Here is a 14,292-nt window from a genome sequence, read left to right as displayed (position 1 = left end):
CGACGACGCCCGCCGCGCGGTGGCGTCGAAACCCAACGTGCGGCTGATGGAATGCGGCGACTGGACCGCGACTCGCGCCGCCAGCCTCGACTTCAAGCGCGTCGCCGGCGGCTTGCTGGTGCAGGACCTCGACACGCGGATGGTCGAGCGCGGCGAATTGAAGACCGTGTCGCGGCGCCCGCCGACGGACGGTGAGCTGAACGATCTGTTGTTCGCGTGGCGGGTGTGCGCGCACGTCAAGTCGAATGCGGTGATCTTCACCGACGCGCAGCGGACGCTGGCGATCGGCGCCGGCCAGATGAGCCGCGTCGATTCCTCGCGCATCGCCGCCTGGAAGGTGGCCAAGTTCGTCAAGTCCAACGCCATCGTCTACGCGAAGAACCGCCAGACCATCGGCATCGGCGCCGGCCAGATGAGCCGCGTGTACAGCGCCAGGATCGCCGGCATCAAGGCCGCCGACGAGAAGCTGGAAGTGCGCGGCTCGGTGATGGCGTCGGACGCGTTCTTCCCGTTCCGTGACGGCATCGACGCGGCCGCGGCCGCCGGCATCAGCGCAGTGATCCAGCCGGGCGGCTCGATGCGCGACGCCGAGGTGATTGCCGCCGCCGACGAGCACGGCATGGCGATGGTGTTCACCGGCATGCGCCACTTCCGTCACTAGTGACGGAAGTGAATTAGGCACGCCGCCACTGATCGCCCCAGCGGCGTGCATCCGCTCGATCGCCCGGTCTGGTCCAGCCTGTCCACGGCGCACGAAGCGCTGTCGCTGGGCGACACGCGGGCGCGGCGCTACCTGCCGGACGTGAACCGGTTCGCCTCCGCGCGTGACGACGACCACGAGGCGCTGGCGGCGCTGGCGGCCCTGGTCGCTGACGGCGAGCAGGTCTATCAACTGCAGGTGCCGGCCATCGCCGTGCCGCCCGGGCTGGCGGTCGTGAAGCGGGCCGGGGGCGTGCAGATGGTGGCCGAGGTAGCCGTGGCCGCGGGCGGCGAGAGCGAGAGCGACATCATGCCGCTGGACGACGACGACGCGCAGGAGATGGTTGCGCTCGCCACGCTCACCCAGCCGGGGCCATTCCTCGCGCGCACGCACCGCATGGGCCGCTTCGTGGGTATCCGCATCGACGGGCGCCTCGCTGCAATGGCCGGCGAGCGGATGCGCTTTCCCGGCTGGACCGAGCTCAGCGGCGTCTGTACCCATCCCGATTTCCGCGGACGGGGGCTGGCGCGCCGGCTGTCGCAGCACGTGGCTGCGCGGATCGCCGCACGCGGCGATACCGCCTTCCTGCACGCGTGGCGCGACAACACGCGCGCCATCGGCCTCTACGAACAGTTTGGCTTCGCTTGGCGCAGCGACGTGCATGTCGCGGTGCTGGCGCGCGTCTGAGGCAGGCGGGAACACGCGCGCTTCAACCGGCAACCGCTAGCGTCACGGCCACTCCCGCAGGAGGCACGCCATGCGCTACCAGCTCTATTACTGGACCGGCATTCCCGGCCGCGGCGAATTCGTGCGGCTGGCACTGGAGGACGCCGGCGCCGAATACACCGATGTCGCGCGCGTGGAGGGCGACCGTGCGCTGCAGCCTTTCCTTGATGGCAAGCACGCCGGAGCGCCGCCGTTCGCGCCACCGTTCCTCAAGGTCGGGCGGACCGTCATTGCGCAGGTAGCGAACATCCTGCACTACCTCGGCCCGCCGCTGGCGCTGGTGCCGAAGTCACCGGCGCGCCGGCGGCAGGCGCTGCAGTGGCAGCTGACCGTTGCCGATGCGGTGGCCGAGATCCATGACAGCCACCACCCGATCGCGGGCTCGCTGTACTACGAGGAGCAGCGCAAGGAGGCATTACGCCGGGCCGACATCTTCCGTCGCCAGCGCCTGCCGCAATGGCTCGGCCATTTCGAGCGCGCACTGGTCGCATCCGGTGGGCGCCATGCGCTGGGCCAGCATTCGTACGTGGACCTGTCGCTGTTTCAGTTGATGCGCGGGCTCGAATACGCCTACCCGCTCGCGATGAAGAAACAGGCCCGGCGACTGGGGCACCTGCGCGCGTTGGCCGACCAGGTACAGCAGCGAGCCAACGTGGCGCGATACCTCGCTTCGCCACGGCGGCTGCCGTTCAACACCAAGGGCATCTTTCGCCACTATCCGGAGCTGGATGGCTGAGCCGGTTTCTGCAGCGATCGTGGCGTGGTCGCTGCCCTGCATGCGCTGGGACGATCCGCTAGAACAGCGCGATCACCAACGCGCCGGCGACGATCAGGGCACCACCGAGCAGCATCGGCACGCTGGGCTTCTCCCCTAGGAACACCAGCCCCAGCACGATCACCATCGCGACGCTGAGCTTGTCGATCGGCGCCACCTTGCTGACCGGCCCGAGCTGCAGCGCGCGGTAGTAGCACAGCCACGAGGCGCCGGTCGCCAGGCCCGACAGCAGCAGGAACACCCAGCTGCTCCACGGCAGACCAGTGGGCCGCACCCACTCCCCGCGCAGGCTGAGCAGCGCCGCAGTCACACCCAGGATCACCACCGTGCGGATGAACGTGGCGAGGTTGGAATTGATGCCGGCCACGCCGAGCTTGCCGAACAGCGCCGTGAGCGCGGCAAAGAACGCCGAGCCGAGCGCGAACAGCAGCCAGCTCTCCCGCGGGTTCATCGTGGCGCCGTCCGGGCGAGCGAAAGGGCGTTGCTCAGTGCGAGTCGGCGGCGGCGCCTGACCCATCGGCGTCGGCCGGTGGCGGGCTCTTGCCCCACTCCATGATCTTGTACATCACCGGCCGCACCGGCGGCTGGCCATTCTCGTTGCGCAGCGTGCCCTGCGCGTCGACCATGTAGGTCTGCGGCACGCCGTTCTTCGGCGTCACCACGACCATGTAGAGCCGACCGCTGCGGCGATACTCCTGCACCGTCTGGTCGCCCTCCTGGTGCACGCGCACATCCGGGATGGCCTCGCTCGGGGCGTTGTCGCCGGGCTGCCGCGGCAGCGGGATCGGCTTGCCCGGCAATCGCGTGGGCGTCAGCTCGGCGGGCGTGGACTCGGCCTTGGGCTCGCGCTGCGGTGCGGCCGTGGCGGGTGCGCCCCGGACGCCGGGATCATGCAGCGCCGGCGGCGGCAGCCCTGGCTGGGACGGTTTGGCCGGCGCGTCCTGGGCGTGCAGGCCGGCGCTCAGCAGCGCGGCGACGATGGCCACAGGCAGGAAGAGTTTCATGGCACAGCACCTTCGCGGGGAGTGGGATCGGCAGCATAGCAGCGGCCCGTGCAGCGCCCGGTGACGCTCTGGCGGCACCGGCCGTGCCAAGGCCTCCGTGCGAGAATAGGCGGATGGCCAAGCTCATCCTGATCGACGGTTCGTCCTACCTCTACCGCGCCTTTCACGCGCTGCCTCCGCTGACCAACGCGCAGGGCGAGCCGACCGGCGCGCTGTTCGGCGTGGTCAACATGCTGCGCGCCACGCTGAAGGCGAAACCGGACTACCTCGCCTTCGTCAGCGACGCTCCCGGCAGGACCTTTCGCGACGACATGTACGACCAGTACAAGGCCAACCGGGCGCCGATGCCGGACGACCTGCGCGCGCAGGTGGAGCCGATGCTGGCGATCGTGGCCGCGCTCGGCTTCCCGATCCTGCGCGTGCCGGGGGTGGAGGCGGACGACGTGATCGGCACGCTGGCGCGCCAGGCCGAGGCCGCCGGCATCGAGGTGGAGGTGTCCACCGGCGACAAGGACATGGCGCAGCTGGTCAGCCCGCACATCACCCTGGTCAACACGATGACCAGCACGGTGCTCGATGCTGACGCGGTGCTGGCCAAGTTCGGCGTACGGCCGGAGCGGATCGTCGACTTCCTCGCGCTGACCGGCGACAGCATCGACAACGTGCCGGGCGTGGCCAAGTGCGGACCCAAGACTGCGGCCAAGTGGCTGGCCGAGTACGGCTCGCTCGACGAGGTGATGGCCAACGCCGACAAGGTTGGCGGCAAGATCGGCGAGAACCTGCGCGCGGCGCTGCCGCAGCTGCCGCTGTCGCGCGAACTGGTCACCATCAAGACTGACGTGGTGCTGGAGCAGGGGCCCACCGACCTGTCCCAGCGCGAGGCGGACGTGGCGACGCTGCGCGAGCTGTATGCGCGCTATGAATTCAAGCAGGCGCTGCGCGAGCTCGACGGTGGGGCGGATGCGGCAACGCCGGTGCCGGCCGCCTCGACCTCGACCGGCACGGCACCCGCCACGCCGGCCGGGCTCGATCCCGCGCTCGCCGCGCCGGGCCGCTACGAACTGGTCACCACCCAGGCACAGCTCGACGCGTGGCTGGACAAGCTCCGCGCCGCCGAACTGATCGCTTTCGATACCGAGACCACGAGCCTCGACGCGATGCAGGCGGAGATCGTGGGTGCCTCCTTCGCGGTGGAGACCGGCCATGCCTGCTACATCCCGATGGCGCACGACTACCCTGGCGCGCCGGCCCAGCTGCCGCGCGAGGGGGTGCTGGCCGCGTTGAAGCCGATCCTGGAAGATCCCGCCCGCCCCAAGCTCGGCCAGCATGCCAAGTACGACATCAACGTGCTGAGCCACTACGGCATCGCGGTGCAGGGGCTCCGGCACGACTCGATGCTCGAGTCCTACGTGTGGAACGCCACCGCCACCCGGCACGACATGGACTCGCTCGCGGCCAAGTACCTGGGCTACACCACCATCAAGTACGCCGACGTGGCCGGCAAGGGCGCCAGGCAGATCGGCTTCTCCGAGGTGGATCTGGAAACCGCGCGTGACTACGCCGCCGAGGACGCCGACGTCACCCTGCGGCTGCACCAGGCGCTGTGGCCGAAGCTCGAGGCCGAGCCGAGCCTGCGCAAGGTCTACGAGGAGATCGAAATACCGCTGGTGCCGGTGCTGGCCGCGATGGAACGGCGCGGCGTGCTGATCGACGCCCACGTGCTGCGGCTGCAGAGCCAGCAGTTGGGCAAGCGCATGCACGAGCTGCAACAGCAGGCCTACGCCGAGGCCGGGCGTGAGTTCAATCTCGATTCGCCCAAGCAATTGCAGGCCATCCTGTTCGACGAGCTCGGCCTGTCGGCCCGGCTGAAGACTCCCAAGGGCCAGCCATCGACCAACGAGGAGGCGCTCGAGGCGATTGCCGACGCGCACCCGCTGCCGCGGCTGATCCTGGATTACCGCGGCCTGGCCAAGCTGCGCTCCACCTACACCGACAAGCTGTCCGGCATGGTCAATCCGCGCACCGGCCGCGTGCACACCAGCTACCACCAGGGTGCGGTGGCGACGGGCCGGATTTCCTCCTCCGATCCCAACCTGCAGAACATCCCGGTGCGCACCGAGGAAGGGCGGCGCATCCGCCAGGCGTTCATTGCACCGGAGGGCTGGCGCGTGGTGGCGGCGGACTACTCGCAGATCGAGCTGCGCATCATGGCGCACCTGTCCGGCGACGAAGGCCTGCGCAAGGCCTTCCGCGAGGGCGGCGACGTGCACCGCGCCACCGCCGCCGAGGTCTTCGGCGTGGCCACGGACGAGGTCACCACCAACCAGCGCCGCGCGGCCAAGGCGATCAACTTCGGCCTGATGTACGGCATGAGTGCGTTCGGCCTGGCCAAGCAGCTTGGCGTCGACCGCGGCGAGGCCAGCGACTACATGGCGCGCTATTTCGCCCGCTATCCCGGCGTCTACGCCTTCATGGAGGCGACGCGCGCGCAGGCGCACCGCGACGGTTACGTGCAGACCCTGTTCGGGCGGCGCCTGTATCTGGAGAACCTCACCGCGCGCAACCAGGGGCTGCGGCAAGGCGCCGAGCGCGCCGCGGTGAACGCGCCGATGCAGGGCACCGCGGCGGACATCATCAAGCGCGCGATGATCGCCGTGGCGGCCTGGATGGAGCCGCGCGACGACGCCCGCATGCTGATGCAGGTCCACGACGAACTGGTGTTCGAAGTGCGCGCCGATGCGGTCGAAGTGGTGCGCGCCGCGATTACCGAACGCATGTGCGGTGCCGCGACACTGGACGTGCCCCTGCTGGTGGACGTGGGCGTGGGTGCCAACTGGGACGAGGCGCACTGAGCCGGCTTCAGGCGCGCAACCATTGTTGAATTTTCGTCAGATGAATCGGCGCTAAATCTTTCCGGGAGCCACGGCAACTTTCGACCGCCGGCGCGCTCTATATCCCCGGATGCACGCAACGGCATCCTGCAGGTTCCCTACCTCCCTGGGAGAACCTGCACGGTACGCGCCTTCCCCTGGGCCTCCGTACCTGACCCGCCCGGTCTTCCCCTGGGCAGCGCGGGTCAACCCCCGGCCCCGAAGGTTCCCCCTAGCCTTCGGGGCCTTTTTTTGCCCGCATTCCGGGCACCGTTTTGTGCGGCCACGTAGACCTCGCGTGCACGCCACGCTCTCCATGCTCCGGCGCACATCACAGGAGGAATTCCCATGCGTGCAGGTCTCATCGTCCTTGGCGTCGTGCTGCTGGCCGCCGGCATCTGGATCACCGTCGGCAACGGCAGCTACAAGCAGACCGATACGGTGGCCAAGCTCGGCCCGGCGCAGATCACCGCGACCCACAGCAAGTCGATCCCGCAATGGGTGGGCATCGCCGGCATCGTGATCGGTGGCGTACTGGCCGTCGGCGGCTTCCTCAGCAAGCGCTGAACCAGACGCGCACCGTTTGTGCAGACCGCCGCCTTCGGGCGGCCGTCTGCATTTGTGCCGCACTGACGGGGCGTCGAGCCGCTGCGCCGCTACAATCACGGCGATGGATGTCTCCTACCTGATCGATTCGCTCAACGACGCGCAGCGCGAAGCCGTCTGCGCGCCGCCGGGGCACTACCTCGTGCTCGCCGGCGCCGGCTCCGGCAAGACCCGCGTGTTGACCCACCGCATCGGCTGGCTGACCCAGGTGGAGCGGGTGCCGCCCTGGGCGATCCTGGCCGTTACCTTCACCAACAAGGCCGCCGGCGAGATGCGCGCGCGCCTGGGTGCGCTGATTCCCGAGAGCACCCAGGGCCTCACCGTCGGCACCTTTCACGGCATTGCCCATCGGCTGCTGCGCCGGCACTGGGCCGAGGCGGGCCTGCCGGAGGGTTTCCAGATCCTCGACTCGGACGACCAGCAGCGGCTGGTCAAGCGGGTGGTGGCCGGGATGGGGCTGGACGACGCCAAGTTCCCGCCGCGCCAGGCCGCCTGGCAGATCAACAGCTGGAAGGACGAAGGCAAGCGGCCGGAAAACATCGAACATCACGACCACCCGGTCACCCGTACCTTCGTGCAGATCTACCAGGCCTACGAGGACGCCTGCCGTCGCGCGGGGCTGGTCGACTTCGCCGAGCTGCTGCTGCGCGCGCACGAGCTGTGGCTGAAGAACCCGGCCGTGCTCGAGCACTACCAGCACCGCTGGCGCTACCTGTTGGTCGACGAGTTCCAGGACACCAATACGCTGCAGTACGCGTGGATCCGCGTGCTCGCCGGCGCAACGGGGCAGGTGTTCGTGGTCGGCGACGACGACCAGGCGATCTACGGCTGGCGCGGCGCGAAAGTGGAGAACGTGCAGCAGTTCCTGAAGGATTTCCCCGGCGCGCGCACGATCAAGCTGGAGCAGAACTACCGCTCCACCTCGACCATCCTCAAGGCCGCCAACAGCCTGATCGCGCGCAACGGCGGGCGGCTCGGCAAGCAACTGTGGACGGCGGGCGACGAGGGCGAACGGATCGCGCTGTACGCGGCCTACAACGAGCAGGACGAGGCGCGCTTCGTGATCGAGCGCATCCGCGAGTACATCCACGAGCACGGCAGCGCGAAGGACTGCGCGATCCTGTACCGCTCCAACGCGCAATCGCGCAATTTCGAGGAACAACTCACCCAGCGCAACCTGCCCTACCGCGTGTATGGCGGCCTGCGCTTCTTCGAGCGCGCCGAGATCAAGGACGCGCTGGCGTACCTTCGCCTCACCGCCAACCGCCACGATGACGCGGCGTTCGAGCGCGCCGTGAATACGCCGCCGCGCGGCATCGGCGATCGCACACTGGACGTGCTGCGCCGGCGGGCGCGCGGGGAGAACACCTCGATGTGGGAAGCCGCCCTGCACGAGCTGTCCGGTGCCAGCGAGCTGGCCGGGCGGGCGAAAAACGCAGTGAAGGCGTTCCTGGCGTTGATCGACCAGATGGCGCGCGATTTCGCCACCGGGAACGGCCAGTCGGAAGCCCGCTCTCCCACCGGCGAATCCGCCGCGCGCCCGGACGCTTCCGCGGCGGACGGTCGCGCGGATCAAGACGTTCCCCAGGGCCTGACCCTGGCCGAGCAGATCGACCACGCCATCACCCACACCGGCCTGCGCGACTTCTACGAAAAGGACAGTCGCGGCAACGCCGAGTCGCGGGTGGAGAACCTGGACGAGCTGGTCAACGTCGCCAGCCGCTTCGAGCTCACCCCCGACGATATCGACGCCGGCCTCGGCGAGCTGGCCGCGTTCCTTTCGCACGCAGCGCTGGAGGCAGGCGAAGGCCAGGGCGAGGCGTGGGATGACTGCGTGCAGCTGATGACGCTGCACTCGGCCAAGGGGCTGGAGTTTCCGGTGGTGTTCCTGGTCGGCATGGAAGAGGGCCTGTTCCCCAGTCAGCGCTCCGTCGACGACGAAGGCCGACTGGAGGAGGAGCGCCGGCTCGCCTACGTGGGCATCACCCGCGCCCGCGAGCGGCTGTTCGTCACCCACGCCGAATCGCGCCGCATGCACGGCACCGAGATGCTGGCGCGGCCCTCGCGATTCCTCGGCGAGGTTCCACCGGAACTGCTCGACGAGATCCGTCCGCGCGTGCAGGTAAGCCGTCCCGTCTATGGCGGGCCGAGCCGCTACGGCGCCGCCTCGCTGGAAGAAGCGCCGCCGGTAGCGTTGGGCCAGCGGGTCAGCCACCCGAGCTTCGGCGAGGGCGTGGTGCTCAGTGCGGAGGGTGCCGGAGCCCACGCGCGGCTGCAGGTCAACTTCGAGAATGCGGGCAGCAAGTGGCTGGTGGCGGCCTACGCCAACCTCACGCCGCTGTAGCAGAGCCGGAGACCCGCGCGACCAATCAGCCGGGGTCGGCTTTGCTCACCGGCGGTGCCGGTCGATCGGCTGGTTCCCCATCGCACCGCGTGCCTCCCTTCGGCTCGACGCCATTCCCGCGAAAGCGGCGCTTCTGACGGACGAGCGGCGGCCGTCCGCGGCGGCTTCACGCATCAAGCCCGCCGGGTGCCTGCGTTCGCAGACACGACCAGGGGGGATGCGAGTGGGGGTGCACGATGATCCAGCCACGTGCGGATCGTATGCAGGCGTCGTCCGCGGCAACAGCCGGCCGGACACGCCACGCGCAGGACGCTATTCGTCAGCGCCGTGTGGGCGTCACTCGCGCAGGCGCGGCACGCCGTGTTCGTCGCGGTCTTCGATGGCGATCGGACGCGTGTCGATGGCGCCGAGCGAGGCGGTGGGCACGTGCAGCGCTGCCTCGCCGCGGGTCATCGCCAGTGCGCTGCGGAAACATCGCTGCGCCATGCCGGCATCGCCTTGCCCGGTCCACATGTCCGCCAGCGCCTCCCAGGCGCCGGCGCTGGGAGCCAGCGCGATCGAGCGCTCCAGGTACTTGCGCGCCTTGCCCCAGAGCTTGAGCTTCACGCACAGCCGGCCCAGTGCCAGCAGCACGCCGGCGTCATTGGGATGCGCATCCAGCCAGCCCTCGGCGCGACGCAGCCGCGCGTCCAGGTCTTCGTGACCGAGCGCGCCCCACGTTTCCACCAGGCGGGACGACCATTCGCGCCGCAGCGCGGATTCGAGCTCGTCCATCGCCGGCAGGATCATCCCCAATGCAGCGGCGCGCCGGGCGTAGGCGTCGATCACCGCGGCAGCGCGACGCTGCGTCTTCGGCCACTGCGACCACAGCGTGTTCAGCGCAGCGGCGTCCGGCGCGGCCTGCAGGCTCGCCACCAGCACCTGCTGCTCGAGCACCTGATAGTCCTGCGAGCCGAGGGCACCGCTCTTGTGCAAGGGCACCAGCGCCTCGCGGGCACGGCGGATGTCACCGGTCATCCATGCCGCCAGCACCAGCTCATGCCAGCCGCCGGGCGTGAGGGTACCGCTGTCCGCTTCGGGCGCGAGCAGGGCCAGCGCCTCGGCCGGCTTGCTGTCGCGCCTGAGCACCGCCGCACGCAGCACACGCGCCGCCTGCGGCACCGACTGCGACGCTTCGCCGAGTGCCTCGAGTGCACGCGCCGTTTCGCCACGCCGCGAGGCTGCTTCCGCCGCGGCAAGCAGTGCCGGACCGCGCAGTGCGTCGAGTCGGGCGGCACGATGCAGCGCCCGCTCCGCCTCCACATGGCGACCTTCGGCCATGGCCACCAGGCCGTCGGCGAGGCGCTGCCGGCTGACCCGCCGGTGCCGGCGGGTCAGCGCGCCGAACGGCCAGCGCAGCAACTGCCACAACGCGCCGAGCGTGCCCCACAGCAGCAGCAGGATCACCACCGCCGCAAGCACCGTGGTCTGCACGTGCCAGCCGCGCAGGCGGATCAGCACATAGCCGGGGTCTTCGGCGATCCAGTGCCAGCCAAAAGCGGCCAGCGCCGCCGCCAGCACCAGCAGCAGAATCCAGCGCCACAGCTTCACGGCGTCGCTCCCGCCGGCGCGCCGCCGGTGGTCGGCTTGAGCGCATGGACCGCGCGCAGGTTGCGCAACTCGGTCAGCGCGGCGCCCAGCGTCACCGGCGGCCCGGGCTGCGCACCCTTGAGCAAGTCGGCCAGCGTGCCGCGGGCGCGTTGCACCGCGTCGTTGCCGCCATCGAACTGGCTGGCAAGGGCGGCCTCGGCGCGCTGCAGCGCAGCGCGGTAATCCTCGGCATCGTGCGCCAGCAGCGCGGCCTGGGCCTGGGCCAGATCCAGCGCAAGCAGCTGGCGCGCCAGCCGCGCGTCGGCGACCGCCAGCGGGGCGCCGTCATCGCGTTCGATGCTGATCACGCTGGACAGTGCCTGGCCAACCCGCCCCCAGACGCTGTCGGGTGTCGCCGTGCCGGCCGCATCCAGCGGACGCAGCGGCCAGCCGGCCAGCTCGCCGCGCAGCGTCTGCAGCTGCTGCAGCACGTGTTCCTGCGGTGCGGCGGCGGCCTGCTCCAGCGCCTCGCGCTCGGCCGCCACGCTCTGCCGCAACGCGGCGAAGGCGCCATCGCTGACGCCGGCCAGCGCCTGGTCGGCGAGCGCATAGGCGGCGGCCGCACCGGCGGCGTCATGGAACAGCGTGTAGCGCTCGCGCCCCATCCGCAGCAATGATCCGGCTTCGTCCAGCAGCATCGCGTCGTGGCCGGAGAGGCTCTTCTCGGACAGCTGCGCCACGGCGTCGTCGAGGTTGCGCAGACGCTCGTTCTGGCCCAGCAGTTCCTCGCGCATGCCGCGGTTGACGTCGTCGGCGTCGCGCAGGCGCTCGCGCAGCGTGCGGCGCTCCTCGTCCAGGGTCTTGACGGTGGTTTCGAGCGTCGCCACGCGATCGCCCAGCGTCCGGATCGTGGTCTGCGCCGTGCTGGCGTCCCGGCCCTGTTGCCACTGCTGCCAGGCGACGTAGCCGGCGCCGCCGGCCGCGATCAACGCCAGCAGCACCGCCAGCGCCAACGCGCCACCGCCACCGCGCGCGTGCGATGCAGGGGCACGGGAAGCGGCCGCCGCAGGGGACGAAGGGGCGCGCTCCACCGGCGCGACAGGCTCGTGGGAAGGGGCGTCGTTGGTCATGCGCGCATGCTAGCAGCCCGGCCGGTCGGGCTCTTGCATGGCGCTCGTGAAGACCTCAGCCGAGGCGCGCGACGCAGGCCAGCAAATCCGCCGGCTGTGCCGAGCTGGCCACCACCCGGTGCGCGAAGCCGAGCTCGCGCGCCACCTCGTCCAGCCGCGCACTGCTGACTACGGCGACGGCGCGCTGCAACGCCGCCCACGCGTCCGGAGGCAGCCGGTTGTGCAGCAGGTGCATGGCCTCGGCGCTGGACCACAGCACGCACGCGCCGGGCGGCAGCTGCTGCAGCGCCTGCGCATGGCGGCGATCCAGTCGCGCCGGGGCACGCGTGTAGACGTGCACTTCGTCCAGCCGCGCGCCCCGCGCCGCCAGCGCCTCCCGCAGCAGCCCGCGCCCGCCCGCGGCGCCAATCAGCGCCACGTGCAGGCCGTTCAGCGACTGCAGGGCCGGCAACGCCAGTACGCCCTCGCTGTCCTGGCGTGCCGGCGAGCCCGGTGCGAGCACGCCGGCACGACGCAGCGCCCGCGCCGTGCCTTGGCCGACGCCGATCGCCGGGCACGCCGGCGGGATCGGCTGCAGCGCTCGCGCGTAACGCACCGCGGCGGGGCTGGTGAAGATCACCCGCGCCGCCCGCAGTGCGTCGGCGAGCGCGCGGGCGGTGGCGTCACCGTGGCAGGCGCGCAGTGTCATGCCCGGCACGTGCAGCGGCACGCCGCCGCCAGCACGCACGCGGCGCATCAAGGTTGCGGCGGCACCCACAGGCCGTGTGATCACCACGACGCGCCCGTGCAGTGGCTGCTGCGCTGCGGATGGCTGCATCAACGCGTCCTTTCGCGGCTGTGGAACGTAAGCCAGGGGCCAGTGCCCGCGGCGTGGCAGTTTAGTGTGCCGCGACGATGCGCCATACACTGGCACGCCCTGCCGCACCATGCGCGGCAGCGTTCCCCGCCACACGAGTGTTGTCATGTCCGCTTCGCCCCGCGCTTTTCCCCCTGCCGCCGACCATCCTGCCCCGCTGGAGGCGACCGCCGCCACGCTGGTGCAGTTCATCCGCGACGAGATCCCGCTGGCGCGGGCGATGGACCTGTCGCTGTGCGCCAGCTCACCCGACCAGCTCAGCCTGGCGGTGCCGCTGGCACCGAACGTCAACGACAAGGGATGCGCGTTCGGCGGCAGCCTGGTGAGCCTGATGACGCTCGCCGGCTGGGCGCTGGTGGAGCTGGCCCTGCGCCGGGCCGGGGAGGACTGCGACGTGTTCGTGGGTGAATCGACGGTGCGCTATCTGGCGCCGGTCTGGAGTGATTTCCGCGCCGACGCCCGGCTGGCGGCGGAAGCCGGATGGCCGGTGTTCTTCAGCACGCTCGCCGCACGCGGCCGCGCGCGCATCGAAGTGGTGTGCGAGGTGCCCGGGAGCGACGGCAAGCCCGCCGCCACGCTGTCGGCACGCTTCGTGGCCAAGCGCCGCGGCGGCGACTGAGTCGCGCCGTGCGGTTGTCGGTTGCGCGCCATGCGGCACAATGCGGGCACTGATTACGGGGAGAACGCATCCATGCATCGCATTGCCAGACTTGTGGCCATGCTCGGCCTCGCGCTCGGCACCCTGCTGGGCGCCGGTTGTGCCACCGACCAGCGCAACCACGCGCTCACCACCACCCTCAGCGCCTACGCCAGCATGGTGCGATGGGGTGATTTCGCCAGCGCCCAGCAGTTCGTGGACCCCGCGATGCGCGAGGCGCACCCGCTGACCCCGATCGAACTGTCGCGGTTCAAGCAGTACCGCGTCAGCGAGTACGACGAAGGCCAGGGCGCGGTGCCCACTGGCGAGAACGAGGCGCGCCAACTGGTCCGCCTGAGTGTCATCAACATCAACACCCAGGCCGAGCGCACCCTGATCGATCGGCAGACCTGGCGCTACGACCCCGCCGCGCACCACTGGTGGCTCACCAGCGGCTTGCCGGACCTCAGCCAGGCCCGTTGATCACATGCTGTGGCCGGACCGCCGGCGCGCGGCCGTATAATCGAGGGCTTTCCGCCGTCCGGCGGCCGCCACCCTACGCACCAGCGACCCTTCCATGAACGATTTCCTGCACACCCTGCCGACCTTTGTCGGCAACCACCTGGCGCTCTCGGCGCTGTTCGTGATCCTGCTGCTGGCGGTAATCGTCACGCAGCTCGCGCCGCTGCTGCGCAAGTACAAGGAGCTCACGCCGGCCGGCCTCACCTTGCTGATCAACCGCGAGAACCCACTGCTGATCGATCTTTCCGCGCGCGCCGACTTCGAGAAGGCACACGTTCCCGGCGCCAGGCACGTGCTGCCGAGCCAGTTCGATCCCGAGCACAAGAACCTCGCCTCGGCCAAGGAGCTGCCGGTGGTGCTGATCGACAAGGACGGCCGTGGTGTTGCCGGCGCCGCCAACCGGCTCGTCAAGGCCGGCTTCAGCCGCGTCTACGTGCTCGGCGGCGGCATCTTCGCCTGGCAGCAGGCACAGCTGCCGGTGGCGAAGGGCAAGTAAGCCGCGCTGCTCGCTTCACCTCACCCGCTGTCTGCCAGTGACCCGCCAGCGCCTCGC

At 70.3% G+C, this 14,292-nt stretch carries 13 protein-coding genes and 1 pseudogene; 9 read left to right on the top strand and 5 right to left on the bottom strand.

Annotation, left to right across the window (positions count from 1 at the left end; all coding sequences use genetic code 11):
• The 3 genes and pseudogenes from VFG40_RS04255 to VFG40_RS04245 form a co-directional block, all read left to right on the top strand.
• Positions 1 to 661: pseudogene (locus VFG40_RS04255) on the top strand (hypothetical protein); the annotation flags it as partial.
• A gap of 45 nt (positions 662 to 706) precedes the next feature.
• Positions 707 to 1,387: a GNAT family N-acetyltransferase gene (locus VFG40_RS04250; RefSeq protein ID WP_324895251.1), complete on the top strand. Its 681-nt coding sequence runs from the start codon at positions 707 to 709 to the stop codon at positions 1,385 to 1,387.
• 70 nt (positions 1,388 to 1,457) lie between these two features.
• Entirely contained in the window at positions 1,458 to 2,162 is a 705-nt protein-coding gene (locus VFG40_RS04245; RefSeq protein ID WP_324895249.1) for a glutathione S-transferase, read from the top strand.
• Between the two features lie 58 nt (positions 2,163 to 2,220).
• Here VFG40_RS04245 and VFG40_RS04240 read toward each other — a convergent pair whose 3' ends face one another.
• On the bottom strand, positions 2,221 to 2,652 hold the full coding sequence (locus tag VFG40_RS04240; RefSeq protein WP_324895247.1) for an EamA family transporter: 432 nt from the start codon (positions 2,650 to 2,652) through the stop codon (positions 2,221 to 2,223).
• Positions 2,653 to 2,686: 34 nt separating this feature from the next.
• Positions 2,687 to 3,205, bottom strand: a complete 519-nt coding sequence (locus VFG40_RS04235) for a DUF2782 domain-containing protein (protein WP_324895245.1) — start codon at positions 3,203 to 3,205, stop codon at positions 2,687 to 2,689.
• A 113-nt stretch (positions 3,206 to 3,318) separates the two neighbouring features.
• Here VFG40_RS04235 and polA point away from each other — a divergent pair, with 113 nt between their 5' ends.
• The 3 genes from polA (at position 3,319) to VFG40_RS04220 (ending at position 9,025) form a co-directional block, all read left to right on the top strand.
• Positions 3,319 to 6,057 (top strand): DNA polymerase I, encoded by a 2,739-nt coding sequence (polA, locus tag VFG40_RS04230; protein WP_324895243.1) that lies wholly within the window; start codon positions 3,319 to 3,321, stop codon positions 6,055 to 6,057.
• Between the two features lie 366 nt (positions 6,058 to 6,423).
• Positions 6,424 to 6,642, top strand: a complete 219-nt coding sequence (locus tag VFG40_RS04225; RefSeq protein WP_324895242.1) for a hypothetical protein — start codon at positions 6,424 to 6,426, stop codon at positions 6,640 to 6,642.
• A gap of 103 nt (positions 6,643 to 6,745) precedes the next feature.
• A complete protein-coding gene (locus VFG40_RS04220) occupies positions 6,746 to 9,025 on the top strand; it encodes a DNA helicase II (RefSeq protein WP_324895240.1) in 2,280 nt (759 codons plus the stop codon).
• A 336-nt stretch (positions 9,026 to 9,361) separates the two neighbouring features.
• On the opposite strand, the gene VFG40_RS04215 is transcribed toward VFG40_RS04220, so the two are convergent.
• Genes VFG40_RS04215 through VFG40_RS04205 form a run of 3 tightly spaced genes read right to left on the bottom strand, consistent with a single transcriptional unit; the run spans position 9,362 to position 12,541 of the window.
• Positions 9,362 to 10,615, bottom strand: coding sequence for a heme biosynthesis protein HemY (locus VFG40_RS04215; RefSeq protein WP_324895238.1), 1,254 nt, complete (start codon positions 10,613 to 10,615; stop codon positions 9,362 to 9,364).
• Entirely contained in the window at positions 10,612 to 11,724 is a 1,113-nt protein-coding gene (locus VFG40_RS04210; RefSeq protein ID WP_324895236.1) for a uroporphyrinogen-III C-methyltransferase, read from the bottom strand. Before VFG40_RS04210 ends, VFG40_RS04215 begins: the two co-directional genes overlap by 4 nt.
• Positions 11,725 to 11,779: 55 nt before the next feature.
• On the bottom strand, positions 11,780 to 12,541 hold the full coding sequence (locus VFG40_RS04205) for a uroporphyrinogen-III synthase (RefSeq protein WP_324895234.1): 762 nt from the start codon (positions 12,539 to 12,541) through the stop codon (positions 11,780 to 11,782).
• A gap of 145 nt (positions 12,542 to 12,686) precedes the next feature.
• Here VFG40_RS04205 and VFG40_RS04200 point away from each other — a divergent pair, with 145 nt between their 5' ends.
• The 3 genes from VFG40_RS04200 (at position 12,687) to VFG40_RS04190 (ending at position 14,235) form a co-directional block, all read left to right on the top strand.
• Entirely contained in the window at positions 12,687 to 13,199 is a 513-nt protein-coding gene (locus tag VFG40_RS04200; protein ID WP_324895232.1) for a YiiD C-terminal domain-containing protein, read from the top strand.
• Positions 13,200 to 13,271: 72 nt separating this feature from the next.
• Complete coding sequence (locus VFG40_RS04195) at positions 13,272 to 13,700, top strand: hypothetical protein (protein ID WP_324895230.1); 429 nt, start codon at positions 13,272 to 13,274, stop codon at positions 13,698 to 13,700.
• Between the two features lie 94 nt (positions 13,701 to 13,794).
• Positions 13,795 to 14,235, top strand: coding sequence for a rhodanese-like domain-containing protein (locus VFG40_RS04190; protein ID WP_324895228.1), 441 nt, complete (start codon positions 13,795 to 13,797; stop codon positions 14,233 to 14,235).
• Positions 14,236 to 14,292: the final 57 nt, after the last annotated feature.

Source organism: Dyella sp. (genome assembly GCF_035685805.1).
Classification (GTDB): Bacteria; Pseudomonadota; Gammaproteobacteria; order Xanthomonadales; family Rhodanobacteraceae; genus Dyella_A.
Note: the sequence above shows the minus strand (reverse complement) of the source record. Positions and strands in the feature narration are given on the sequence as shown.

Bases quoted from the DNA above. Each gene is read 5' to 3' on its own strand.
- VFG40_RS04245 (WP_324895249.1), top strand. From the start codon at position 1,458: ATGCGCTACCAGCTCTATTACTGGACCGGCATTCCCGGCCGCGGCGAA.
- VFG40_RS04240 (WP_324895247.1), bottom strand. From the start codon at position 2,652: ATGAACCCGCGGGAGAGCTGGCTGCTGTTCGCGCTCGGCTCGGCGTTC.
- VFG40_RS04235 (WP_324895245.1), bottom strand. From the start codon at position 3,205: ATGAAACTCTTCCTGCCTGTGGCCATCGTCGCCGCGCTGCTGAGCGCC.
- polA (WP_324895243.1), top strand. From the start codon at position 3,319: ATGGCCAAGCTCATCCTGATCGACGGTTCGTCCTACCTCTACCGCGCC.
- VFG40_RS04225 (WP_324895242.1), top strand. From the start codon at position 6,424: ATGCGTGCAGGTCTCATCGTCCTTGGCGTCGTGCTGCTGGCCGCCGGC.
- VFG40_RS04220 (WP_324895240.1), top strand. From the start codon at position 6,746: ATGGATGTCTCCTACCTGATCGATTCGCTCAACGACGCGCAGCGCGAA.
- VFG40_RS04210 (WP_324895236.1), bottom strand. From the start codon at position 11,724: ATGACCAACGACGCCCCTTCCCACGAGCCTGTCGCGCCGGTGGAGCGC.
- VFG40_RS04205 (WP_324895234.1), bottom strand. From the start codon at position 12,541: ATGCAGCCATCCGCAGCGCAGCAGCCACTGCACGGGCGCGTCGTGGTG.
- VFG40_RS04200 (WP_324895232.1), top strand. From the start codon at position 12,687: ATGTCCGCTTCGCCCCGCGCTTTTCCCCCTGCCGCCGACCATCCTGCC.
- VFG40_RS04195 (WP_324895230.1), top strand. From the start codon at position 13,272: ATGCATCGCATTGCCAGACTTGTGGCCATGCTCGGCCTCGCGCTCGGC.
- VFG40_RS04190 (WP_324895228.1), top strand. From the start codon at position 13,795: ATGAACGATTTCCTGCACACCCTGCCGACCTTTGTCGGCAACCACCTG.